Below are 24,009 nucleotides of genomic sequence, written 5' to 3' on the forward strand. Positions count from 1 at the left end.
GGCGGATTAACCCCTAATTTTGCAACGTTTATGGATATGCAGCAAAATAAGCAGAATAAAGCGATAATAATCTGGCTTTTCACCGGAGTTTTCATGATCATCGTGCAGGTACTCCTGGGTGGCATCACACGCCTTACCGGTTCAGGACTTTCCATTACAGAATGGAAACCCATACTGGGCGCACTTCCACCTATGAATGAAGCAGACTGGCAGGCTGCTTTTGCCAAATACCAGGAAATAGGACAATCGAAATATATTAATAGTCATTTTACCTTGTCTGACTTTAAAGGCATCTATTTCTGGGAATGGTTGCACCGTAACTGGGGCCGTTTGATAGGAGTCGTTTTTGCTGTTCCTTTTATTTATTTCATTATAAAGAAGAAGATCGATAAAAGCATGATCGGCCCCATGATCATTTTATTCCTGTTGGGAGGCCTGCAGGGAGCCATCGGCTGGATCATGGTGCAAAGCGGATTAAATGATGAGGATCTGTATGTTAGTCATATTCGTTTAGCCATTCACTTTATTGCTGCGTTGAGTTTATTATGGTACACCCTCTGGTTTGCACTTAAACTCAGCATTCCACAAAAAAATATTATCTCCGCTCCCTCCCTTCGTAAATTATCCGGCTGGATATTAGGGTTGCTCACCCTTCAGCTGATCTATGGCGCCTTTATGGCAGGACTGCATGCTGCTTTATCTGCCAGCACCTGGCCAAGCATAAATGGCATGTGGTGGCCCATGGGCATGTTCACACAAGGTGGTTTCCTGGAAGATATCACTCACAACCCCATCACCATTCAATTCATTCACCGCGCACTGGCTTATCTCCTGACCATTTTAATTGCTGTCTGGTATTTCCGCGCCAGGGCATTTTCCCAACTGGATGCCGTTCGTGCAGTAGCCCTGTTTGTAGTACTGTTGCAGGTTCTGCTGGGAGTACTCACTGTTTTGAACAGCCAGGTGAAGATCCCGCTCAGTTTTGCGCTGGCACATCAGTTTACCGGCATGGCTTTGCTCATGGTATTGGTTTGGGCCAGATTCGTAACAAAAAAATAAACCCCCCTTTTTTCGCAACGGTACGCCCATTCATTTATTATTTATAGCTTTTCATATTTAAATAATTTGTAAATTTTAAATTTGCTTTTTATTTCTTCGTAATTTATACCTGTGAAAAGACTTTGGTTAAGATTCTTCTATTCCTTTCCTATTCAGCTACTGTTGCTTCATTTCCGAAAGTACCAGGTCTTGCTGATCTTCTGGGCCATCTTATTCAGCACCATTAACGGGGGCTTCGCCAAAGTTTTTGGCGGGGACGCACTGTACCTGGCACCGGAATACATGGGAAAGGTGAATTTCTACAGTACCACCGTCATGGGTGTTGCCGCTGCCATTTTTACCATGAGCTGGAACATCACCACTTTCATTTTACATAGCGGCCGGTTCAAATTCCTGGCTACCACCTCCCAGCCCTTTTTCCGTTACTGCCTTAACAACGCCATTATTCCCGGTGCTTTCCTGTTATGCCTGCTTTGGCGGGGATGGCAATACCAGCGCTGGCAGGAGCTGAACACCATTCCACAGGTACTGCTGCTGGCAGAAGGTTTTATCTGTGGATTCCTCGCAGTCATATTTTTCTCTTTCTTCTACTTTTTCAATGCGGATAAAAACATCGGCAGGCGCTTATACAAGAAATTCGGCAACCCGCGCAACTTCCTGAAAACGGTGCTAAAACCTACTCAGGAAAAGGATGAGAACGCTCTGCCTGTTATCAATTACTTCTCCAGCCCCTGGCGTATCCGCAGAGCCAGGAATGTTGATCACTACAATAAACACTACCTCGATAATATTTTCAAGCAACATCATTTTGCCGCCATGATAACGGTTGGCCTGGCATTGGTGTTCCTCGTGATCATGGCTTACCTGATGGACTACAATGCTTTCCGGATCCCCGCAGGTGCCAGCGTGATGATATTTTTTGCCTTCCTGATCGGCGTGGCGGGAGCTTATGCATATCTCCTGGAATCATGGGCCATTCCTGTATTGATAGGGCTTATCCTGAGTTTGAACTGGATGGTGAAAAATCAGTGGATCGATAACCGGAACAAAGCATACGGACTGGATTACCGCGAAAAAGATACCCGGCCATTGTATAGTGTGCAAAGCCTCCAGGATTTTTTCACGGCTTCCCGCAGTGATGCAGATAAAAAACAAACTTTACAGATCCTAGAGAACTGGAAAGCGAAATTCCCTGCCGGCAGTAAACCTCCATTCATCGTTATCAATACAAGCGGTGGTGGTAGCCGTTCTGCGGCTTGGACGATGAATGTACTGCAGCGGTACGACAGTCTCACGCAGGGGAAATTACTGAAACATACTATGCTGATGACGGGAGCCTCCGGCGGTATGATGGGGGCTACTTATTTCAGGGAATTATATCTCCGGGAACAAACGGGCAGACTGAACGGCCCTGATCTATATGATAGTGTTTATTGCGAAAGGATCTCCCGCGACCTGCTGAATTCTGTATTCAGTTCTTTTGCAGTGAATGATTTCATCACGCCTTTCCGGCATTTCTATATTGGCAATAACCGCTACGCAAAAGATCGCGGATATGCATTTGAAATGCAGCTGAACATCAATACGGATAACATGTTGAACAAAACGGTCTCGGATTACCGGGAGGCTGAGTTTACGGCAAAGATCCCTATGATGATCTGGTGTGCTACCATTAATGCAGACGGGCGACGCCTCTTTGTTTCTCCTCAGCCGGTGAGTTATCTCTGTGCTGCGGATTATCAATATCCTACACGGAGTATTCGTGATATTGATGGGGTTGATTTTGGGCAGTTCTTCAATCTGCAACATGCACAGGATCTTCGTGTAACCAGTGCTATTCGTATGAGTGCTACTTTTCCTTATGTATTGCCGAATGTATTCCTTCCCAGCAATCCTATTGTGGATGTGATGGATGCGGGGATCAGGGATAATTTCGGGCAGGAAACCAGTCTTCGTTTTCTCTATACTTTCCGGGAATGGATCAATGAAAATACAAGTGGGGTGATATTTATGCAGATCAGGGATACGCGTAAAAATGATGTGAGTCCTATTAAGCAAAAGAAGGATCTGGGTGATCTGATCTTTGAACCGCTTTTTTCCATGCAGGCGCATTGGATGAGCATGCAGGATTTTCACCAGGATCACCTGATCAATTATATGGAAGGATATTTCCCGGGGAAATTTAAACGGCTCATTTTTCAATATGTTCCACAACAGGCTGAAAAAGCGGCTGCGCTTAGTTTACACCTCACCCCTCGTGAGAAGCAGGACATTGCAAGGGGTTTAGAGAATCCGGGAAATATGCAGGCGTTTTTGTTATTACAAGAGGCTTTAGCGGAATTTAAGTAAGGAGAGCATCCAGTGCTACGAGAGGTTTTTTTCTTTTAATGTAGGGAGTCCTTTTTTCTTAAAACATGGTTTCTTCTTAAAAAGAAGCACACATTTTCTTAAAAAATAAAAAAATACCGCCCTTTGCAGCGCGGCATAATCTCCACCAACATCAATGCAAAAACTCAACCACCGCATCCCGGAACTTCGCAAAACCTTCAATATGCGGCAAATGCCCAATACCCTCCAATTCCACCAACTTAGCTGAAGGGATCCGCTTTGCGGCATTTCTCCCCAGAACGGGGTAATTCCCCAATGTATCTCGTGTAGCAGCAGGGGCATTTGCTTTACCCAGCGCCGTTCTATCTCTTTGTCCGATGATCAGTAATGTGGGTACTTTGATCCGTTCAAACTCATAATATACCGGCTGGGTAAAGATCATATCGTAAGTGAGCGCTGCATTCCAGGCCACTTTAGGATAATCCGGATGTATCGTCCAGCCGGCTAGTAAGCGGGCCCATTTATCATAAGCGGGCTTCCATTGCCCTGCGTAATAATTATCCAGCTGGTACTTTTTGATCTTCTCATAATCCTGCGCCAGCTCTCCTTTGTACCACTGATCGATGGATTGATAAGGTACCGCTGTTTTCCAATCTTCCAGCCCGATGGGATTTTCCAGGATCAGTTTTTCTGTGATATCAGAGTACATGAGTGCAAACCTGACCGCCAGCATACCTCCCATGGAATGCCCCAGCACAGCCACTTTTGTGATCTGCAGGGAATCCAGCAGGGCTTTGGTGTTTTGCGCGAGCAATTGAAAAGAGTATTGCAAATGTGCCGGTTTAGAGGACTTCCCAAAACCTATCTGATCCGGCATGATCACCCGAAAACCTTTTTGGGCAAGGGCTGCAGCGGTACTATCCCAATAAGCACCACAGAAATTCTTGCCATGCAGCAACATGACCGTTCTGCCATTTGCATGGGTAGGTTTCACATCCATGTAGGCCATTTTCAGCTGCTGGCCCTGATTTGAGACAGAAAAGAACTTTACCGGATAAGGATAGATATAAGTACTAAGTTCTGCATCATACGCTTTCACTTCCTGTGCTTTTATAGGAACAGCTATGAAAATCAGCCCTGACAAACAAATAATTGCCCGCATAAATTGTTGATTATGAGTGTAAAGCGTGTAATACAAATATGGTGCCCGGGCAGAATGTCTTCATTCTGTTATTTCACACATATTTAAGACAGCCCCCTTCTAAGTTCCACGTATTATTCGTACCTTTGCGCCTTCATTTAGGAGTTGTCTGTGAAAAAATGAAGTTTTAAAAGACTTCAAAGGCAGCTAAATCATTCATTCTCATGCAAATAAGAAACATCGCCATTATCGCGCACGTAGACCACGGTAAGACTACCCTGGTGGATAAAATCCTCCACTCTACGAACGTATTCCGTTCCAACCAGGAAACGGGAGATCTGATCATGGATAATAACGACCTGGAAAAGGAACGTGGTATCACGATCTTAGCTAAGAACGTATCCGTAATGTACAAGGACACGAAGATCAACGTGATCGATACACCAGGCCACGCCGACTTTGGTGGTGAGGTTGAACGTGTACTGAAAATGGCAGATGGTGTGATCCTGCTGGTGGATGCATTTGAAGGCCCTATGCCACAAACACGTTTTGTGCTGCAAAAAGCCCTCAATCTGAATTTGAAACCTATCGTTGTTATCAATAAGGTAGATAAACCTAACTGCCGTCCTGATGAAGTTCATGACGCAATCTTTGAACTGTTCTTTAACCTGGACGCTACGGAAGAGCAATTGAACTTCCCTACTTACTACGGTTCAGGTAAAAACGGCTGGTTCAATGATTCATTGACTCAGCGTGAAGATATCCTTCCCCTGCTGGATGGTATCCTGGAACACGTTCCACAACCTAAGATCGCTGAAGGTTCTCTGCAAATGCAGATCACTTCCCTGGATTACTCTACTTTCCTTGGCCGTATCGCTATCGGAAAAGTAACCCGTGGTAAACTGGTGGAAAACCAACCTATCTCGCTGGTTCAGGCAGATGGTACTATTAAGAAATCACGCGTTCGCGAATTATATATTTTCGAATCTCTTGGTAAAAAGAAAGTAACAGAAGTTCACCCTGGTGATATCTGTGCACTGGTTGGCCTGGAAGATTTTGGTATTGGTGATACTGTAGCTGATTTCGAAAATCCGGAAGCACTGCCTATCACTTACGTGGATGAGCCAACGATGAACATGACGTTCAGCATCAACAACTCTCCTTTCTTTGGTAAAGATGGTAAGTTCGTGACCTCCCGTCACCTGCGTGACCGTTTGATGAAAGAAACTGAGAAGAACCTGGCGCTGCGTGTAATGGATACTGATGCTGCTGATAGCTTCCTCGTTTATGGCCGTGGTATCCTGCACTTAGGTGTACTGGTTGAAACCATGCGTCGTGAAGGTTATGAGTTAACTGTAGGTCAACCACAGGTAATTGTGAAGATCATCGATGGTAAACGTTCTGAACCATTTGAAACACTGGTGGTGGATGTTCCGCAGGAATTTGCTTCTAAAGTAATTGACCTCGTTACCCGCCGTAAAGGTGAAATGCTGATCATGGAAACCAAAGGTGATATGCAGCATTTGGAATTTGAAATTCCTTCCCGCGGTTTGATCGGTTTGCGTACGCAAATGCTTACCAACACTGCAGGTGAAGCTGTAATGGCTCACCGTTTCAATGAATACAAACCATGGAAAGGACCAATTCCTGGTCGTGGTAATGGTGTACTGGTAGCTAAAGAAGCTGGTACTACTACCGGTTATTCTCTGGATAAACTACAGGACAGGGGTTCATTCTTCGTTGATCCGGGAGAAGAAGTTTACCGTGGTATGATCATCGGTGAAACTAACAAACCTGGTGACCTGGTGGTAAACCCTAATGAAGGAAAGAAACTGACGAATATGCGTGCAAGTGGTACTGATGGTGCTGCTAACATTGCTCCGAAGATATTGATGACCCTGGAAGAATGTATGGAATACATTCAACAGGATGAGTGTATTGAAGTTACGCCCAATCATATCCGTATGCGTAAAACGATCCTCGACGAAGAAGAGCGGAAAAAATACCAAAAGATGCTGAAGACAGAAGAGGTAGGATAAGAAGATACAGACTAAAAGGATATATAAGCCGGGCAGGATCTGCCCGGCTTTTTTTGTTATTTATGCTACAAGCCCCTCTCCTACATCCCCGGCAATCCCATTCCACCCAGCATTCCACCAGCCACACCTTTCATTTCAGTTTCCCATGCATTCTCTGCATTCTTCAACGCACGGTTCAGTGCTGTGATAAGCAGATCTTCCAATTCCTCTTTCCGCTCTGCGCTTAAAAGAGATGGATCTACTTCCAGGGTTTGCACTTCCCTGTTGCCGGACACTACTACTTTTACTAGTCCATTACCAGCTTCGCCTTCCACAGAAATGTGTTTGAGGCGCTCTTTACTATCACTCATTTTTTGCTGCGCTTCCTGCAGCTTTCCGAACAGATCTCCGAACATATTTTCCCGTTTTAGGGCAAAGATATATATTTCCTCCGCGGAGCCAGAATACGTATCTTGGCGCTCTATTCGGAATAATAGCTTATGATCACCACTTCAGTATGTATAATAGGTGCAGGTCCCGGTGGGGCCACTGCTGCACTGCAATTAGACAGGTTAGGCATTTCCTGTGTTGTTGTTGATAAGGCCGTTTTCCCGCGCGATAAAGTTTGTGGCGACGGGCTCAGCGGAAAGGTTCTATCCGGGCTCGAAAAGATCGACAAAGGGATTGCCGAAAGATTGCAGCAGATTGTGGAAAAAGAGAACAGCTGGGGCGTTACGTTTGTTTCCCCCGGCCGCCAAAGTATGGACGTTCCTTACAAGCCCAATTTTAATAAAGCAACAGAAGCGCCTATCGGCTTCGTTTGCAAACGCATCCACTTCGATAATTTCATGGTGGATGAATTGAAACGCAGCCCGAATGTTCAGTTGTTTGAAGGCGTAACCGTAGATAAATATACGCTGGAAGAAGACGGTTATCTGATCTCCGATGCTTCCGGTCAATTCGCGGTGAAAGCAAAACTCCTGATCATAGCTAACGGCGCCCATTCTTCTTTTACCCGGGACGTGGCAAAGATCAAAATGGAGCCGAAGTATTATGCAGCTGGTATCCGCGCTTATTATAAAGGCGTGAAAGGCATGCATGCAGATAGCTTTATCGAACTGCATTTCCTGAAGGACCTGCTGCCCGGTTATCTCTGGATCTTCCCCTTACCCAACGGAGAAGCCAATGTAGGCATGGATATGTTAAGTGATGCCGTGCGGGATAGAAAAGTAAACCTCAAGTCGCTGCTCACAGATACCCTGAAGCAGGACCCGATATTTGCAGAACGTTTCCGCGATGCAGAAATGATCAGCACCCTGGATGGATACGGCCTTCCTTTAGGTTCCAAAAAACGCGTGATCTCCGGCAACCGTTATATGCTCGTGGGTGATGCCGCTTTTCTCATAGATCCTTTTACAGGAGAAGGGATCGGCAATGCTGTGTGCACAGGGATCATTGCTGCCAAACAAGCTGCCGCCAGTCTGGAAGCAGACAATTACAGTGCTGAAACGCTGGCTGCTTATGATGAACGCGTTTATCGTGTTTTAGGGCCGGAACTTAACCTTAGTTATAAATTACAACGGCTGGTGAAATATCCGAAGTTATTTAACTGGGTGTTTAAAATGGGAATGAAGAACAAACAATTGAGGGATGTGATCTCCAGTATGTTCTATGAAGTGGATCTCAGAAAAAAACTCGCCAGACCATCTTTTTATTTTAAATTGTTACTGAACCGGTAGTATACACTATGAAAGTACTTGCACTGTTTCTATGCCTGTTGGCGGCCACGAGTAGTTACGCACAGTCTCCCTTATACGATGTAAAGGATGGCCAGATGAGATTAACTACGGAGGGCGCCATGCATTTTGCGCAATTGCCCCTGAAATGCATGCAGCATGAGTTTCCCTACAAAACAGGTATTGTATTTTCAGACTCTTCCCTCATCACAGCACCAAAAGATTACCATCCTGCTTTTTATGGTTGCTATGACTGGCATAGCAGTGTACATGGTCACTGGATGCTGGTACGTTTACTGAAGATGTTCCCTGATCTGCCCAATGCGGCATTGATCAGGAAAAAACTGGCAGAGAATTTATCACAGGAACATATAAATACGGAACTGCTGGTTTTCCGCGGTAAGGAGAATAAAGGTTTTGAGCGCATCTATGGCTGGAGCTGGCTGATGCAGCTGCAAACAGAACTGCTCACCTGGGATGATCCGCTGGCCCGTAAATTGAGCCGGAACATTGCACCCTTAGCAACTTTATTCAATAATGCTTGGCGTGATTTCCTGAAAAAGATCGCTTATCCTATCCGGGTGGGCGAACATACCAACCTGGCTTTCGGATTAAGACTGGCCTGGGATTATGCGATAGTGACCAATGCCCCCAGCCTTCAGGCTTCTATCAAAGAAGCAGCGATGCGTTTCTATGGAAACGATCGTGATTGCCCTGCCAGCTGGGAACCCGGTGGATATGATTTCCTCTCTCCCTGCCTGGAAGAAGCTGACCTGATGTGGCGGATATTACCAGCAGCGGATTATCAACATTGGGTGAAGGCATTCCTCCCCGGTTTGTTTTTCTCAGACATACAACTCTTTCATATCGCTACGGTGAACGACAGAACGGACGGAAAACTGGTACACCTGGATGGTTTGAACCTGAGCCGCGCCTGGTGTCTTTATGGTATTGCCAAACATGCCGGTCAAAATAGCACTGCTATCCGGGAGCTTGCCAATAAACATTTACAGGCCGCCCTGCCGCATATTGCCAGTGGTGATTATGCAGGAGAACATTGGCTGGCTACCTTTGCCGTGTATGCGATGACGGTAGAATACTAGCCCGCAGAGATCTAAAAATATTTATTCCCATGTACCGCTATTCTTTCCTGTTATTACTGCTACTCTTGCCCGCGCTGGGATGGGCGCAGGGAAAGAATTTTTCTACGGCAGCCAAGCCCGGCTGGCTGGTACCTTACAAGCCCGATGCCGCTTTAACCACTAATACCAAAGAGGTGAGCGAAGGGTATTACCAGTTGCTGTTTGAGGAGCAATATCACCTGGAACAAAAAACCATCTACCGCCATATTATCCGCCAGATCGTTTCTGAAGCCGGAATCCAGAATGGTTCACAGATCAATGCCTCTTACAATCCGGAATATGAAAAACTCGTGTTCCACGAAGTGCTGATCCGCCGGAACGGAACAATCATCAACCGGCTTACCCCAGGCAAATTCAAGATCATCCAGAAGGAAGAAGAGTTGTCCCTGCATATTTACAGTGGTACTTACAATGCATTCTATCTTGTGGAAGATGTAAGGAAAGGTGATCAGATAGAATATGCTTATTCCATCATTGGGGAGAATCCCATCTTCGCAGATAAGTTTTCCGAAACACTTTATCTCGCTTCTTACGAACCCGTCACCAATTTTTACAAGGCACTGATCGTAAGTCCAACACGGAAATTATATTTTAAGTCATTTAATGATGCGCCAAAACCCCTGAAGAAAACCATCAACGGACTTGATCTGTATGAATGGAATTTAGGTAACAAGGTGTATATACTTGATCCGGAGGATTACGCACCTTCCTGGTATGCAGGCTTTCCTTATTATGAGGTGAGTGAGTACAATAGCTGGAAGGAAGTGATAGACTGGGCGGCGAAAGTAAATGATATTCCGATGACCGGCCCTGAATTACAATCCCGCATAGCACAGATCAAAAAAATGGCGGGGGATGATAAGGAGAAGTATCTGCTGGAAGCCATTCGTTTTGTGCAGGATGATATCCGGTACATGGGCATAGAACTGGGAGAATATTCTCACAGGCCCAATACTCCTGAAAAGGTTTGCCAGCAAAGATTTGGTGACTGTAAAGATAAATCCCTGCTGCTCTGTGCTCTTCTCCGCGCCAATGGTATTACGGCCTGGATGGCTTATGTGAACACGGGCCTTAAAGGAAAAGTAGCAGATGAGCAACCCAGCCCCACACGGTTCAATCATGTGATCGCCAAAATATTCTTAGATGATCACAACTATTGGGTAGATGCCACTTTTTCCTATCAGCGGGGACCGTTGAAAAAACGTTACAATCCTGATTTCGGGAAGGCTTTGGTATTAGGAGATAGTTCTACCACCTTAACGGATATTCCGTTAAAGGACTTTGGCCAGCTGTATGTGAACGAAGAAATTACGCTCCCCAATTTTAAGGATGATTCTGCTTCTCTTACTGTTGTAACAGAATATACAGGCTTATATGCAGATAACCTGCGTGCCATGATAGCGAATACCAGCATGAAGAATTTAGAAACCGACTACGTGGATTTCTATAAGAAGATCTATGGAAAAGTGAACCTCCTGGATTCTTTGCACATCGCTGATTTTGATAAAGAGAACATGATCCGTGTGAAAGAAAAATATACGATCAGGGATCCCTGGCAGGTAGACAGTGCCAACAATAACCAACTTACATTTAACAGCACGGCACATGTGCTGAAGGATAAGCTGGTGATCATAAATGATACCAGCCGGAAAACACCACTCACCCTGTTTTTCCCCAATCAACTGGACTACACCATCACGATAAAACTCCCGGAACCTTGGGCGCTGGATGCAAAAAATTATCGGCTGGAAAGTCCATTTTATGACTTTTCGTTCAAGTCAACGCTCGATGACAAGACCGTTACCCTGAAATATGATTTCCGTGCCAAGACGGACCATATTCCTGCTGAGGGAATAGAACAATACATTAAAGACATGGATAAGCTGGTGAGTTCCACCGGTTACCTTTTTAGTTATGATCCATCTAAGGTAGGAAAGGAAAACACCAGCCCTTCAGGGATCAACTGGCTGGTATTATTTGTGGCGGTGGCCAGCGGGGCCTTCTTTATTTACGTAGCGCTGAAATATTATAAACGATCTGTAACGCAGGAGCATCCAACTTATGAGGCATGGGATCTTGGTGGCTGGTTAGTGCTGGTGGGTATTAGCCTGGTAATTTCCCCCGTTATCATAATGATCGGTTTATTTGGCATGGAAACATTCCATAATTCGCTATGGACAGGTTTAGGTGCTGCATATCCTGATAAGAACCTCTCGCTGATGCAGTTGTTCTTATTACTGGAAGTAGTTGGGAATGTGTTCCTGCTTATACTGATCTGTTTTACAACTTTACTATTCTTCCGGAAGAGAGATCTTTTCCCACGTACCATGATCTTTATGCTGGCCTTCAATATCCTGCTTGTGCTAATAGATTCTATCATGGCGGAAGTGGTGTTCAACGCACATATGCTGGCGGAGAATTTAAAGGAGATTATCAGGCCTATGATCTTTGCGGGGATATGGATACCTTATTTACTGGTCTCCCATCGGGTTAAACATACTTTCGTAGTTCCTTACGAAGAAGAGTAATAAAAAACGGGGCTTTAAAATAAGGCCCCGTTTCTTTTATAACTGGATCGTTTCCGAATCAAAGATCACCACTTTCTCCCAGAGGTACTCACAGTTCTTAATGAATTCCAGGTGCACAGGGTGTTCCTGGTAAATATCGTGGCCGGACTCATCGTTAAAAACGGTGAGCAGGCAATAGCTGTAACTTCTGTCTATTACCGGACGGTCTGTATTCGCCGGTTTGCCTACATTAAACACTAGCAGGCTTTCTATTTTTCCCAGTGTGCTTACACCTTCTTCAAAAGCCCTTACATCTGCAGCAGATAATCCTGGTTTAAGATAGAAGTTTACAACGTGCACAAATTTTCTTGTATGTGGCATGATCCTATTATTTTGAAACAGTGGACAAGTTACTCGTTCCCTGCTTAAAAATCAAGCCGTCTTTCATCACAAAGCTCACCTGGCCCATTACCTGGATGTCTTTCAGCGGATCTCCATTAACAGCTGTAAAGTCTGCGATCTTTCCGGCTTCAATACTTCCCAGCTGATCTTCCATGCCCAGTAGTTCGGCAGCTTTAATGGTGGCGGATTTGATAGCATCCATGGCTGGCATGCCGGCTTCTACCATATAAGTGAACTCCAGCCAGTTTTTGCCATGCATATAAACACCGGCATCTGTACCAAAAGCAATCTTCACTCCCTTCTTCCAGGCTTTCGCAAAAGTTTGCCGGATCATGGGGCCAATGGCTTCTGCTTTGGGTTTTACGATAGCGGGATAGTAACCGGGGATCTTTGCAGAATCTGCTACAGAGCGGCCTGCGGTCATAGTGGGCACATACCAGGTACCATGTTTAATGGCCAGGGCCATTCCTTCATCATCCATTTTGGAGCCGTGTTCTATAGAAGTTACACCGGCACGGATAGCTCTTTTGATACCTTCCGTACCATGCGCATGTGCGGCTACTTTCATGTTGTAATCCTTTGCGGTACTTACAATAGCTTGTAGTTCCTCATCCGTGAACTGAGGGCTGCTGCCATCTTTTGCCACACTTAATACACCACCGGTAGCGGTGATCTTAATAAGGTCTGCGCCATTTTTGTAAGCCTGCCTTACTGCTTTGCGACATTCGTCCGGGCCATTGGCCACTCCTGCTTCCGGACCAGGGTCACCCATCAGGTCTGCACGAAATCCATTTGTTGGATCTGCATGGCCGCCGGTGGTAGCAATGGATTTACCAGCGGTGAAAACACGGGGGCCAATGATCAGGCCTTTGTTGATTGCATTGCGGAGAGAAATGTTCACACCAGAACCACCCAGGTCCCTTACGGTTGTAAAACCGGTGAGTAAAGTCCGTTCTGCGTACCGTACACTCTCGAAAGCGTGGTCCGCGGGGTTTTGTGTAAATCTATCCAAATACGCGCTCTTGCTGGTTTCACCTTCCAAATGCACATGCATATCCATCCAACCGGGCATTACGGTTTGTGTTTTCAGATCTATCACTTTATCTCCTGCCGCCGGCGTTATATACCCCGGTTTTATCTCAAGGATCTTCTTTCCTTCAATGATCACAGACATTTGCTGACGGGGTTTGTCAGACACACCGTCTATGAGGGTGCCGCAATGCAGGATGGTTTTCTGCGCAAAGGCAGTGCTCATGCATGCAAGGGAAACAAGTAGGAACAGGGTCTTTTTCATAAATGATGAGGTATGATGAAATAAAGAATTTACATTCCTGCAATATGCTTTTTCACTGCTCTCAGATTCACGATATATACCAGCAATAAAATAATGGCGGTGGCCACTACAGCTGTGGTGCCAGGCACCGCGGACACAAACATCTTCTTTTGGGCAAGGAAACCGGAAGCCCACCATTGCAAGCCGGCTACAATGGCCAGGGCCAGCAATCCTATCACAATATACAAAGGCACAAATTGTTTCAGCAGGTATCGTTGCAGCTGGCCGGGTGCCGTACCCAATGTGATCAGTAACCTGATCTCTTTCCGGCAGGATTCTATTACTAACTGGATGAACATGCTGAACACCAGCAGGGCAAAGATCAATAATACCAGTCCGAAGAAACCCACTACACTCACAATGGTCTGTACGATCACGCGGACTGTACTAAAGCGGGTCTTTTCTTTATTCGTAGCATAATTATGATCATCGAGGTATTTGGTGAGGATGGGATCACTGGGGTCTTTGGATTTGATGATCACCCGCGAAGGCGCTTTGGTGACACCGGTTCCGAAAGTACTGTTGCCCCATTCCATTAAAGACATAGGTACGAGTACGGTGGAAATACGATCTGAAAAACCAACGATCCTTGCGGCAAAACGCCCTGAGCGTAAGCCCTGGCTGATCACGATCTCGGGAGATAATGTTTTGATGGTTTCCTCCGAGAACTGTGGCATGCCGTTCCCCATGGCAAATCCAAAGTTGAACATGTCTAAAAAACTGCTGGGTACGATCAGGGGGATCTCCTGCTGGCCTTCTGTCCATTTCCAGTCTGCGGTTTTTACATCGATGAAACTATCTGGTACGGCTTCAAAGAAGAGTTCTGAAGTGATACCGAGTTTATCCATTTCCAGCTTTACGTTAAAATCCGCAGCGGTGATCATGCCGAAGCCGTTCACGAAAGGTTGTGCCTGGAGGTCTTTAATTTCTGTGGGCGTGAAGGTGCTCATTTCCGGTTTGCCCATCATATCATTCGTGATCCTTTTGTTGATCACGAGAAAGTCCGCCGTTTCGTTCTCGTTCTTATCGCTGTGTAATAGTTCGTTAAAGTTCTGGTGTACCTGCAGGGCCACGAGTATCAGCAGCATGGCTATTCCGAGGCCAATAGCGGCCATCCAGAAACGTCCTTTTCCTACGCCGGTACGGATGATCTTTTTGAGTATCTGATAAAACTGCATGTTATAAATGATAGGTCACGTGATAGTCGAAATGTTGGTCATGATCCAGGTCTGTGAGAACGAAGCCGGCTTTGCGTGCGGTGCATTCTTCTGCGATCAGTTTGGCTGCTTTGCTTGCATTGGCTTCATCCAGGTGGCTGAAGGGTTCGTCCATCATCAGCCATTCGAAAGGTTGCATCAGCGCCCTTATAATAGCGATCCGCTGTCTTTCTCCATAGGACAATGTTGCACCACTCTGGTTCAGCACATGGCTTACCCCGAGGCGGTCTGCCATTTCCTTTATTTTCTCAGCCGGGTAATAGGGTTCCGGCAGCATCACTCTTTTCAGTTCTATATTTTCCAGTGCGGTCAGCTGGTCGAACAGGCGAAGGTCCTGGAAGATGACGCTGATCTGTTGCTGGCGCATCACGGCCAGCTGGTCTTTGGCATAAGAGGGCCAGGGTTTGTCGTTGATGCGGATGGTGCCGGTATAGTCATACCGGATATTATAGAGATAATGTACCAGCGTGGTTTTGCCGGTACCGGAGGGCGCCTTGATCTTGATGAATTGTGCGGGCGAAAAAGTAATGTCGCGGTTCCAGATGTCCGACTGCTGCTGCAATACTTTATCGCGCAGCGGAACGGGCACAACCGCAGATAACTGGATCTGCATGTCCTTTCTGTTTGAAAGATATAAATATAACGATAAATAAAAAGCTGCCCCGTTATGGAGCAGCTTTTTAAGGAAGGATAATGTTATCCGTTAATTAGTTTGTTGGTGCTGCAACCGGAGCTGCAGTTGTATCAACTGCCATCACCGTTGAATCAGTTACCATGGTATCGTTACCCCATGCCGCTGCCTGCTCTTTCTTATGTGCGCTATAGTAAGCGAACATTTTCTTAGAGAAGTTAACGATCTGTACAAGGGTGTTCTGATTTTCATTTTTGAAATTCAGTTCCAGTGTAGAGCGCTGAGAGCTGCCGTTGTTAGGTTCAGTAGCTACGGTAAAGTCTTTCAGCAGACCTTTCACGTCGTTCAGTACGCTATCCGGTAATTTCATTTCTTCAGCAGGAATGTTATTTACCAGTTTCTCTACGCTCAGGTACATGCTCATTACATTGCCTTTTGCTTTGCTGAGTATGCCTTCGTCCAGTTTCACTTTGGATTTGCCATCTGCATAAGAAGTGAGCAGGCCATTATCAGAAGCCGCCAGGATGCGTTTATCGTTGATAGATACTGCTAATTCGCCGAGGGGCTGGTTAGGTACATATTCATTACCTTGTTTGGTGAACATCTGGCCAACCATTGGTGTGTTCATTACTTTTTCGAAAGCTGCTTTATCGCCTACTTTCATATTGAACACCCATTTAACTTCCGGTTTGGTTACTTTATAAGAGCTATCCCATTCAGAAGCTTTGCTTACTACGCTGAAATCAGAACCTATCACGGCAATTTCACCTGTGAAGGCTTTCAGGAGATCATCTAAAGTAAGACCGGTTTCAGCCAGGCCCATATTTGCAAAACCGTCCATACCCATCAGTTTGATGATATCTCCCAGCATGCGCAGGTCAAAGTTCATCAGGGCAAAACCGAATACATTTTCAGAAGGATAATTTTCCAGTGATGCGATGTTCACTTTCTCCATGGGATATTTTTTCATGATATCCTGCATCTCTTTACCTGCATAAGAAAGGCTGTTCACCGTGATCTTACCGTTCTCGAAATGTACAGCGGCAGTCTGGTAAGAACCCGTTGTGAGTTTCTTGATGTTGGTAGTAACCAGTGCAGCTACGCCAGCAGGAGTACCCGGATTGAAAGCATAGATCTGCTCGCTGCTCATCCAGAAGGATACATCACCTTTTTCTTTCTGTACTGCTTTGAAAGATTCGATGGTACCTACAGACTCATCTGCTTTCAGATGGAAGAGGCCATTCAATACTTCTACCCAGCCTTTTTCATCTGCTGAAGGGCCTGAAGGAGTTTGTGTTCCCACGTCTCCGGTGAAGTCGTATTTATTACCCTGGTTGATGCTGAAGATGCCGATAACGGTTTCTTTGTTGAAACCGATCATGCCTTCTCCATCAATGATGTATTTAAAGTCCGTACCGGATTTAATTTCTTTCTTAGATTTCTCTTTCATGAAAGTTTCAAACTTGCCGGCATCGTCCAGTTTAGCAACAGCAGTAGCATAGCTTTTGCCTTTTTCACCTGGGATCAGTGCGATAGATACATCGCCTTTCAGATCAACGCCGGAGTTTTGTGCTTCTTTCAAAGCTTTTGTCATTTCGTTGGTGCTATCCTGGCCTTGTACGGCTTCGAATATTTTATCAACGGAAAGACCTTCTGTGATCAGCTTTTCCTGGATCTGTTTAGAATTGATGGTAAAAACCAGTGCTGCCGTTTTAGGTATGTGTTTACCTCCTTCGGGAGCTTTGGAACAGGCGGTTAACAACAACACCGCTGCACCTGAAATCATGAGGAGTGCCCTTGTAGTCGTTCTTTTCATAAAGAGAAAGATGTTAAATGGATTTGAAAATTACCGTTAAAAATACAACGTTTTTTGCTAATACGTTTAAAATTATTACGAAATTGGGACTGGTAGCAGGAATCAACAATTTGTCTACCTTTGTAAATATTCTGATTATTAACCATTTACTGAAAGACCGACAAACTATGTATCTGATCCTGGTTCAATACATCCGCCCTTTAGCGGCCATAGACCACTATATTGAGGCGCATAATGCTTTCCTGGAAAAACAGTACAGAGAAGGCAGGTTCATCCTTTCGGGCGGGCGGAAACCTCGTACGGGAGGTATTATTCTCTGTAAGGCCAGCAGTCGCCGTGAGGTGGAGGCTATCCTGGCAGAAGATCCATTTGACAAGTTTCAACTGGCTGTTTACGATATCATAGAGTTTGAGCCTAATACCTATGCTGAATTAGCCAATCTGAATTCCTGAGCATTCACCCCCTTTCCTGCGTTCTTTTCCGCTCCCCTTCTGCCTGACCGCAATTTACATTGCCGGAGTAAAATTTAATTGTAAACTTATCTTGAAAAAGCTTCCTATTTAGGAATAAAGTTTGTACTTTCAATTACCGCCTATCCGTAATAAAGACCAATACCCTGTTTTATTAACCATTTAAACCCGAGCACGTTTACAAAGAAAACCTAACACACGTTGATGAAAAGTAGCCATTTCTAATTACCGCATCTAAATCGAAGTCAGAGACATGTTGACCAGGGCGTAACCCGTTCTTTCACAATTTAAATTCAAACCCGAATGAAGAAAAAGTCCGTACAAGCTGCGGTGTAAAACTGCGCGTTTCGCCATGCTAAATCGATTTTGTTAACCAGGAGGAACCCGATTTTCCATCCTAAACTAAAACATGTATGTACTTCCACGTAAACAGCTGTGCCCGAAGGCACATAGCCGTATGGCTACTCCTATTCCTCAGCTCAACCGCCTGGGCCCAATCTGTAACTGTTACCGGCAAAGTGAGCGGTAGTCTTGATAAAACGCCACTCCCGGGCGTTACGGTTGTTATCAAGGGAACCAACCAGGGCACGGTCACTGACCCTACCGGAGTTTATAAGATCACCGCTCCCACCGGCAGCACCCTGCTTTTTACTTTTGTGGGTTTCACTCCCAGGGAAGTTAAAGTAGGCAGTGTTTTGCAACTCAATGTAGAACTGGATGAAAATGCCGGAACACTCAATGAAGTAGTGGTCACCGGTTATGGCAGTCAATCTAAAAAAGATATCACCGGCGCCGTGGCCACTGTTAATGTAAAACAACTGCTCTCTGCTCCTGCCACCAATGTGGGCCAGGCTTTGCAGGGAAGGGTGGCAGGTGTTACGGTTGGCAATGAAAATGCACCGGGAGGGAATGTAATGGTGCGGATCCGCGGATTCGGAACTATCAATGATAATTCGCCGCTTTATGTAATAGATGGTGTTCCCACCAAAGGCAATCTGAACACGCTCAACCTGAATGACATTGAAACCATGCAGGTATTGAAAGATGCCTCCTCATCTTCGATCTATGGCTCGCGCGCAGGAAATGGGGTGGTGATCATCACTACCAAAAAAGGAAAGATCGGAAGGCCTAAGCTGACTTACGATATGTATTACGGCACTCAAAGGCCGGGTAAGTTCCTCGATCTGCTGAACACTACGGAATATGCCAACCTGCTTTGGGAAGCCCGCATCAATGCAGGGAATGTAGATCCTGTTACGGGATTTCCTAAACACGCACAATTTGGCAGCGGCACCAATCCTGTTACACCGGATTATATTTTCCCGGATGGGGCTTCTGCCAGCGATCCACGTGTAAATCCTGCCAATTATAGTACGGATATAGATGGCGCTGATTTCAAAAAAACCAGGTGGCTCATCACACCAGCTAATAAAGCAGGCACGGATTGGATGGATGAGATCTTTGATCCGGCACCCATTCAATCTCACCAGGTGGGCGTTTCCGGGGGAAACGAAAATGGCCGTTATGCCATGAGCCTGGGTTATTACAACCAGAAAGGGATCATGATCTACACGGGCTTTAAACGTTATTCTTTGCGTGCCAATACGGAATTCAATGTCAATAAGCGGATCCGTGCGGGAGAAAACTTACAGGTTTCTTACAGTGAAAGGATTGGGCAGCCGGCGGGTAATCAGAATGAAGGGAATCCTATTTCCTTTGCTTACCGCATGCAGCCTATTATTCCTGTGTATGATATCATGGGCAATTTTGCAGGCACAAAAGGAGGTGACCTGGATAATGCCAAAAACCCTGTGGCCGCATTGTACAGGAATAAAGACAATGTTGGGAAAGAGGTCCGGCTGTTTGGTAATGCTTACCTGGAAGCGGATATCTTACCTAACCTTACCGCACGTACGAGTATTGGAATAGACTACAGCAATTTCAATATCCGCACATATACCATCCGGGATATTGAATCTTCTGAGTCTGCCTCCAACAGTAACCTCAGTACCAATAACAATTATGAAGCTACCTGGACCTGGTACAATACACTTACGTATAAACTCCAGCTGGGTTCTCTGCATCGTTTCAACCTGATCGTGGGAACTGAATCCATTGGTAATTATGCGGAAGCATTTGCGGCCGGCCGCGCAGGATTCTTTGTGGACGACCTGGATAACCGTTACCTGGATGCCGGGAACGGAGGAACTTCCACCAATAGCGGCAACGCTTCCAACTGGCGGCTGGCTTCCGAATTCGGCAAGCTGAACTATGTATTTGATGATAAATACCTGCTGGACCTTACCCTGCGCCGTGACCGTTCTTCCCGTTTTTCGGAGCAGTTCAGGGTGGCTTATTTTCCTGCTGCCAGTATCGGATGGAGGTTATCAGAAGAAGGTTTCATGAAGGGCGTTTCCTTTGTGAACGATCTGAAATTAAGAGCAGCATATGGGCAAACAGGTAACCAGGAGATCGGTAACTATAACGCGTATACGTTCTTCGGCACTAATCCTACCACTTCTTTTTATGACCTGAACGGTTCCCGTACTTCTGCTTTGCAGGGATATGATCTTACCCAATTCGGGAACCTTCGCGCGAAGTGGGAAACCACCAGCTCACTGGACTTCGGCTTAGATGCCAGTATGATGAAAGGCAGACTGGGCTTTAATTTCGACTGGTTCCGCCGTAAAACATCTGATATGTTATTCCCTGTTGAATTACAGTTCACACAAGGTATTGCCACTAATCCGTTCCGGAACATTGGCACCATGGTGAACCAGGGCATTGAACTCGGCATCAATTATATCAATGCAACCGCAGGAGGAGATTTCACGTATGATATTGGCGTGAATTTCTCGAGCTACCGTAATAATGTTGAAGTAACAGACGGCAATCCCAAGACGCGTTACTTTGGCTTCACGACCCGCCTTCCATCCATGACAGTTACCCAGGCCGGCTACCCCATTTCTTCTTTTTTTGGTTACGTGATCGATGGCATCTTTCAAACAGATGCCGATGGCGCTAAACATGCTGCCCAGTTTGGCGGCGGCGCCAATAATAAAGCCGGCCAGTTTATTTTCCGGGACCTGGATTCCAATAATGTGATCAATGCGGATGACCGTACGATCATTGGGAGTCCGCATCCTGATTTCAGCTATGGTATTAATGTACAGCTGGGTTATAAGAATTTCGGACTAACGCTTTTTGCACAAGGCGTGAAGGGTAATAAGATCTTCAACTACGTGCGCTACTGGACGGACTTTCCAACGTTTGCCGGAAACCGCAGCCGCCGTATGCTGGAAGATTCCTGGAGGCCGGGTAAAACAGATGCGTTGCTTCCCCAGTTGCGTTCCAACGATGTGATCAGCAGCAACCCTTCTACCTATTACCTGGAAAATGGTTCTTACCTGCGGATGAAGAATGTGCAGCTTTCTTATAAACTCCCTGCCAGCCTGCTTAAAAGGGTGGGCATTGAGCAGCTGCAGGTTTATTTGCAGGCGCAGAACCTTTTCACGATCACGAAATACACGGGGCTTGATCCTGAGATCAACCTGCGTGCTTATGGTGCCAATAACGACCGGCACATGGGGGTGGATGAAGGAGCTTATCCTACTTCCAAAGTATACCTGATCGGTGCAAATCTTACTTTCTAATCTTCAAACTTACTGTTATGCACATACGTAAAATAGTTGTGGCGATGATGCTGTTGCTGATAGCTGTTTCCTGCGGGGATGGCTTCCTGGATGTAAAACCGAAAGGGGTGTTACTTCCGGAACAGCTCAATAACCGGAAAGGTGTGAATGCCTTGCTCATTGCGGCTTATTCATTGGTGGATGGTGTTGGATCCGGGGGTACTTCCTGGCATGGTTCTGCTGATAACTGGATCTATGGCAGCGTGGCTTCTGATGATGCTTACAAAGGATCTACCTCTGGTGACCAGCCGGAAATTTCTTTTATTGAAACGCGGAAGATCCTGCCGGATAACGGTCATTTTCGGGGGAAATGGCGTGCGGTGTATGATGGCGTAGCCAGGTGTAATGATGTACTGGCGGCGCTTTCAAAAGCTACGGACATTCCTGATACGGAGAAACCACTGATTGCTGCGGAAGCTCGTTTCCTGCGGGGGCACTTTCATTTTGAAGCAAAAAAGATGTTTAATAATGTGCCGTATGTAGATGAGAAATCCTACAACCCGGAAGATCCGAACAGTACAAAGTTGCCTAATACGGAAGACATCTGGCCGAAGATTGCGGAAGACCTGCTCTTTGCTTATCAGCAACTGCCTCCCCGGCAAACGCAAAAAGGGCGTGCTACCAAATGGGCTGCTTCTGCTATGCTGGCAAAGGCTTACCTCTTCCAACGGAAATATGCTGAGGCGAAACCCTTACTGGATGAGATCATAACGGCGGGTGGATATATCCTTACGGAGCGGTATGCAGATAATTTCCGCGCGGCTACGAATAATAATTCCGAATCCATTTTTGAAGTGGAGCATTCTGTGAATGATGGCGCTGGCGCTGGTGAGAATGGGAATAATGGGGCTACGTTGAATTATCCATATGGCGGGCCGACTACCTGTTGCGGATTCTTTCAGCCTTCGCAGAATGTGGTGAATGCTTTTAAGACAGACGCAAATGGGTTGCCTTTGTTAGATAGTTTCAATGATATGGATGTGACGAATGATCAGGGGATTGAGTCTACTTCTCCTTTTACGCCTTATGCAGGGACACTGGATTCACGGCTGGATTGGACGGTTGGGCGGAGAGGCATTCCTTTCCTGGATCATGGGGATCATCCGGGGAAAGCGTATATACGGGATCAGGCTTATGCAGGGCCTTATTCTCCTAAAAAACATCTTTTCTATAAAGCGGATATTGGCAGTGCTACCTTCAACAGCAATCCGCGGCAGAATGCTAACAATTACCGGATGCTGCGTTATTCACATGTTATCCTTTGGCTGGCAGAATGTGAAGTAGAGTTGGGTAGTTTGGAAAGAGCGCGTGAGCTGGTGAATATGATCCGTACGCGGGCATTGAATCCTGTGGGCTTTGTGAAGAAAACGGATGGTAGTAATGCAGCGAATTATAAAGTAGGACTGTATACCACGCCATGGGCGGATCCTGTGGTAGCGAGGAAAGCGGTGCAGTTTGAAGAGCGGCTGGAGTTTGCGATGGAAGGGCATCGGTTCTTTGATCTGGTACGTTGGGGGATTGCGGATGTTGTGTTGAATGCTTATTATGAAAAGGAGAAATTGAAACGGACTTATTTTAATGATGTAGCGTTTGTGAAGGGGAAACATGAGTATTATCCGATACCGGCGCAGGAGATCTTGAATAGCACGAAGGATGGGCAGGTGACGTTGAAGCAGAATCCTAATTACTAGGAGCGTGTTTTTTAGAAGAAAAAATCCAGAACGGCGGCTTTACAAGCCGCCGTTCTTTTATAAAAAAGATCCCACCTCACATTATATGTAAGACAATCGCTTATCTATGTAATTGAAAAGTTCTTCCGGCAGAAGAATTCAGGCCGGGAGTTTCACAGTTAGGGTTCGGTTTTCCAATAAACGGCTCTCTACTCTTTCTCTTTAAACTTCTTTTCTGCGTCCTGTGCTTTGTCGAAGTCCAGGATCACGGAGTTGATACAATAACGCAAACCGGTTGGTGGAGGTCCGTCGTCAAAAACGTGGCCAAGGTGAGCTTTACATCTGCCGCATTGCACTTCGGTACGTGTCATACCGTGTGTGTTATCCGGCGTGTAGATCACACTGGTTTTACTGATAGGCTGGTAAAAACTCGGCCAGCCGCAACCGCTTTCAAACTTGGTGTCTGATACAAAAAGCGGGTTTCCGCAAGCGGCACAATAGTAAGTACCTTTTTCTTTGCTGTTCCAGTATTTACCTGTGAACGCCCACTCTGTTCCTTTTTGTCTCGCGATTTCATAAACGTCTTTGGGTAAGGTTTTTTTCCACTCTTCGTCGGTTAGGTTTACTTTACCAGTATCCGTGCGGGAGTACGCCGGATTCTTTTTTTCTTCCATTGGTTTCGTTTTAGCCCCGTTTTGAGAGTAAGTACAGTGGCTGATGAATAAAGTCAGGCATAAAAATAGCAGATTACTTGTCTTCATGTTAACTATTGATTATGTGTTAACTACGTTTTAACACCAAGAATAATACCAGCGGCATGGTTACTGGTCAGCAGGTCAATATTAAA

17 protein-coding genes are annotated in these 24,009 nt (G+C 45.8%); 9 read left to right on the top strand and 8 right to left on the bottom strand.

The genetic code is table 11. The features are described from left to right. The first annotated feature begins 30 nt into the window (after positions 1-30). Together GFS24_RS14915 and GFS24_RS29455 are read left to right on the top strand one after the other, a co-directional pair. Positions 31-1,059, top strand: coding sequence for a COX15/CtaA family protein (locus GFS24_RS14915; protein ID WP_253906492.1), 1,029 nt, complete (start codon positions 31-33; stop codon positions 1,057-1,059). A 111-nt stretch (positions 1,060-1,170) separates the two neighbouring features. Next, complete coding sequence (locus tag GFS24_RS29455) at positions 1,171-3,408, top strand: patatin-like phospholipase family protein (RefSeq protein WP_153660510.1); 2,238 nt, start codon at positions 1,171-1,173, stop codon at positions 3,406-3,408. Between the two features lie 151 nt (positions 3,409-3,559). Here the strand turns inward: GFS24_RS29455 and GFS24_RS14925 are convergent, their stop codons facing one another. Continuing rightward, complete coding sequence (locus tag GFS24_RS14925; RefSeq protein WP_153660512.1) at positions 3,560-4,549, bottom strand: alpha/beta fold hydrolase; 990 nt, start codon at positions 4,547-4,549, stop codon at positions 3,560-3,562. A gap of 203 nt (positions 4,550-4,752) precedes the next feature. Here GFS24_RS14925 and typA point away from each other — a divergent pair, with 203 nt between their 5' ends. Further along, complete coding sequence (typA, locus tag GFS24_RS14930) at positions 4,753-6,567, top strand: translational GTPase TypA (protein ID WP_153660514.1); 1,815 nt, start codon at positions 4,753-4,755, stop codon at positions 6,565-6,567. 80 nt (positions 6,568-6,647) lie between these two features. Here typA and GFS24_RS14935 read toward each other — a convergent pair whose 3' ends face one another. Beyond that, positions 6,648-6,962, bottom strand: coding sequence for a YbaB/EbfC family nucleoid-associated protein (locus tag GFS24_RS14935; RefSeq protein ID WP_153660516.1), 315 nt, complete (start codon positions 6,960-6,962; stop codon positions 6,648-6,650). Positions 6,963-7,046: 84 nt separating this feature from the next. Here GFS24_RS14935 and GFS24_RS14940 point away from each other — a divergent pair, with 84 nt between their 5' ends. From GFS24_RS14940 to GFS24_RS14950, 3 genes are read left to right on the top strand one after another with little or no spacing between them, the layout of a single operon-like run. Beyond that, complete coding sequence (locus GFS24_RS14940) at positions 7,047-8,285, top strand: NAD(P)/FAD-dependent oxidoreductase (protein ID WP_153660518.1); 1,239 nt, start codon at positions 7,047-7,049, stop codon at positions 8,283-8,285. Positions 8,286-8,293: 8 nt separating this feature from the next. Then, positions 8,294-9,385 (top strand): DUF2891 domain-containing protein, encoded by a 1,092-nt coding sequence (locus tag GFS24_RS14945; RefSeq protein ID WP_153660520.1) that lies wholly within the window; start codon positions 8,294-8,296, stop codon positions 9,383-9,385. Positions 9,386-9,414: 29 nt separating this feature from the next. After that, positions 9,415-11,952: a DUF3857 domain-containing protein gene (locus tag GFS24_RS14950; protein ID WP_153660522.1), complete on the top strand. Its 2,538-nt coding sequence runs from the start codon at positions 9,415-9,417 to the stop codon at positions 11,950-11,952. Positions 11,953-11,988: 36 nt separating this feature from the next. Here the strand turns inward: GFS24_RS14950 and GFS24_RS14955 are convergent, their stop codons facing one another. The 5 genes from GFS24_RS14955 to GFS24_RS14975 form a co-directional block, all read right to left on the bottom strand. Next, positions 11,989-12,312, bottom strand: a complete 324-nt coding sequence (locus tag GFS24_RS14955; RefSeq protein WP_153660524.1) for a Dabb family protein — start codon at positions 12,310-12,312, stop codon at positions 11,989-11,991. 7 nt (positions 12,313-12,319) lie between these two features. Further along, positions 12,320-13,627, bottom strand: a complete 1,308-nt coding sequence (locus GFS24_RS14960) for an amidohydrolase family protein (RefSeq protein ID WP_153660526.1) — start codon at positions 13,625-13,627, stop codon at positions 12,320-12,322. 29 nt (positions 13,628-13,656) lie between these two features. Then, on the bottom strand, positions 13,657-14,844 hold the full coding sequence (locus GFS24_RS14965; RefSeq protein WP_153660528.1) for an ABC transporter permease: 1,188 nt from the start codon (positions 14,842-14,844) through the stop codon (positions 13,657-13,659). Position 14,845: 1 nt separating this feature from the next. Then, positions 14,846-15,496, bottom strand: coding sequence for an ATP-binding cassette domain-containing protein (locus tag GFS24_RS14970; protein WP_153660530.1), 651 nt, complete (start codon positions 15,494-15,496; stop codon positions 14,846-14,848). Positions 15,497-15,590: 94 nt separating this feature from the next. Continuing rightward, on the bottom strand, positions 15,591-17,330 hold the full coding sequence (locus GFS24_RS14975; RefSeq protein WP_153660533.1) for a DUF4836 family protein: 1,740 nt from the start codon (positions 17,328-17,330) through the stop codon (positions 15,591-15,593). A gap of 167 nt (positions 17,331-17,497) precedes the next feature. Here GFS24_RS14975 and GFS24_RS14980 point away from each other — a divergent pair, with 167 nt between their 5' ends. The 3 genes from GFS24_RS14980 (at position 17,498) to GFS24_RS14990 (ending at position 23,183) form a co-directional block, all read left to right on the top strand. After that, positions 17,498-17,782, top strand: a complete 285-nt coding sequence (locus GFS24_RS14980) for a YciI family protein (RefSeq protein ID WP_153660535.1) — start codon at positions 17,498-17,500, stop codon at positions 17,780-17,782. 431 nt (positions 17,783-18,213) lie between these two features. Further along, complete coding sequence (locus GFS24_RS14985) at positions 18,214-21,453, top strand: TonB-dependent receptor (protein WP_153660537.1); 3,240 nt, start codon at positions 18,214-18,216, stop codon at positions 21,451-21,453. A gap of 17 nt (positions 21,454-21,470) precedes the next feature. Continuing rightward, the gene (locus GFS24_RS14990) at positions 21,471-23,183 is read left to right on the top strand and encodes a RagB/SusD family nutrient uptake outer membrane protein (RefSeq protein ID WP_216647432.1); all 1,713 of its coding nucleotides are present in this window, start codon (positions 21,471-21,473) and stop codon (positions 23,181-23,183) included. Between the two features lie 188 nt (positions 23,184-23,371). Here the strand turns inward: GFS24_RS14990 and msrB are convergent, their stop codons facing one another. After that, positions 23,372-23,923 (bottom strand): peptide-methionine (R)-S-oxide reductase MsrB, encoded by a 552-nt coding sequence (gene msrB, locus GFS24_RS14995; protein WP_173003088.1) that lies wholly within the window; start codon positions 23,921-23,923, stop codon positions 23,372-23,374. Between the last annotated feature and the right edge of the window lie 86 nt (positions 23,924-24,009).

This window comes from Chitinophaga sp. SYP-B3965 (assembly GCF_009647655.1).
GTDB lineage: Bacteria > Bacteroidota > Bacteroidia > Chitinophagales > Chitinophagaceae > Chitinophaga.

Coding starts and splice junctions, on each gene's coding strand:
- GFS24_RS14945 (WP_153660520.1), top strand. CDS start 8,294: ATGAAAGTACTTGCACTGTTTCTATGCCTGTTGGCGGCCACGAGTAGT.
- GFS24_RS14950 (WP_153660522.1), top strand. CDS start 9,415: ATGTACCGCTATTCTTTCCTGTTATTACTGCTACTCTTGCCCGCGCTG.
- typA (WP_153660514.1), top strand. CDS start 4,753: ATGCAAATAAGAAACATCGCCATTATCGCGCACGTAGACCACGGTAAG.
- GFS24_RS14925 (WP_153660512.1), bottom strand. CDS start 4,549: ATGCGGGCAATTATTTGTTTGTCAGGGCTGATTTTCATAGCTGTTCCT.
- GFS24_RS14955 (WP_153660524.1), bottom strand. CDS start 12,312: ATGCCACATACAAGAAAATTTGTGCACGTTGTAAACTTCTATCTTAAA.
- GFS24_RS14970 (WP_153660530.1), bottom strand. CDS start 15,496: ATGCAGATCCAGTTATCTGCGGTTGTGCCCGTTCCGCTGCGCGATAAA.
- GFS24_RS14975 (WP_153660533.1), bottom strand. CDS start 17,330: ATGAAAAGAACGACTACAAGGGCACTCCTCATGATTTCAGGTGCAGCG.
- GFS24_RS14980 (WP_153660535.1), top strand. CDS start 17,498: ATGTATCTGATCCTGGTTCAATACATCCGCCCTTTAGCGGCCATAGAC.
- GFS24_RS14990 (WP_216647432.1), top strand. CDS start 21,471: ATGCACATACGTAAAATAGTTGTGGCGATGATGCTGTTGCTGATAGCT.
- GFS24_RS14915 (WP_253906492.1), top strand. CDS start 31: ATGGATATGCAGCAAAATAAGCAGAATAAAGCGATAATAATCTGGCTT.
- GFS24_RS14940 (WP_153660518.1), top strand. CDS start 7,047: ATGATCACCACTTCAGTATGTATAATAGGTGCAGGTCCCGGTGGGGCC.
- msrB (WP_173003088.1), bottom strand. CDS start 23,923: ATGAAGACAAGTAATCTGCTATTTTTATGCCTGACTTTATTCATCAGC.
- GFS24_RS14935 (WP_153660516.1), bottom strand. CDS start 6,962: ATGTTCGGAGATCTGTTCGGAAAGCTGCAGGAAGCGCAGCAAAAAATG.
- GFS24_RS14965 (WP_153660528.1), bottom strand. CDS start 14,844: ATGCAGTTTTATCAGATACTCAAAAAGATCATCCGTACCGGCGTAGGA.
- GFS24_RS14985 (WP_153660537.1), top strand. CDS start 18,214: ATGTACTTCCACGTAAACAGCTGTGCCCGAAGGCACATAGCCGTATGG.
- GFS24_RS14960 (WP_153660526.1), bottom strand. CDS start 13,627: ATGAAAAAGACCCTGTTCCTACTTGTTTCCCTTGCATGCATGAGCACT.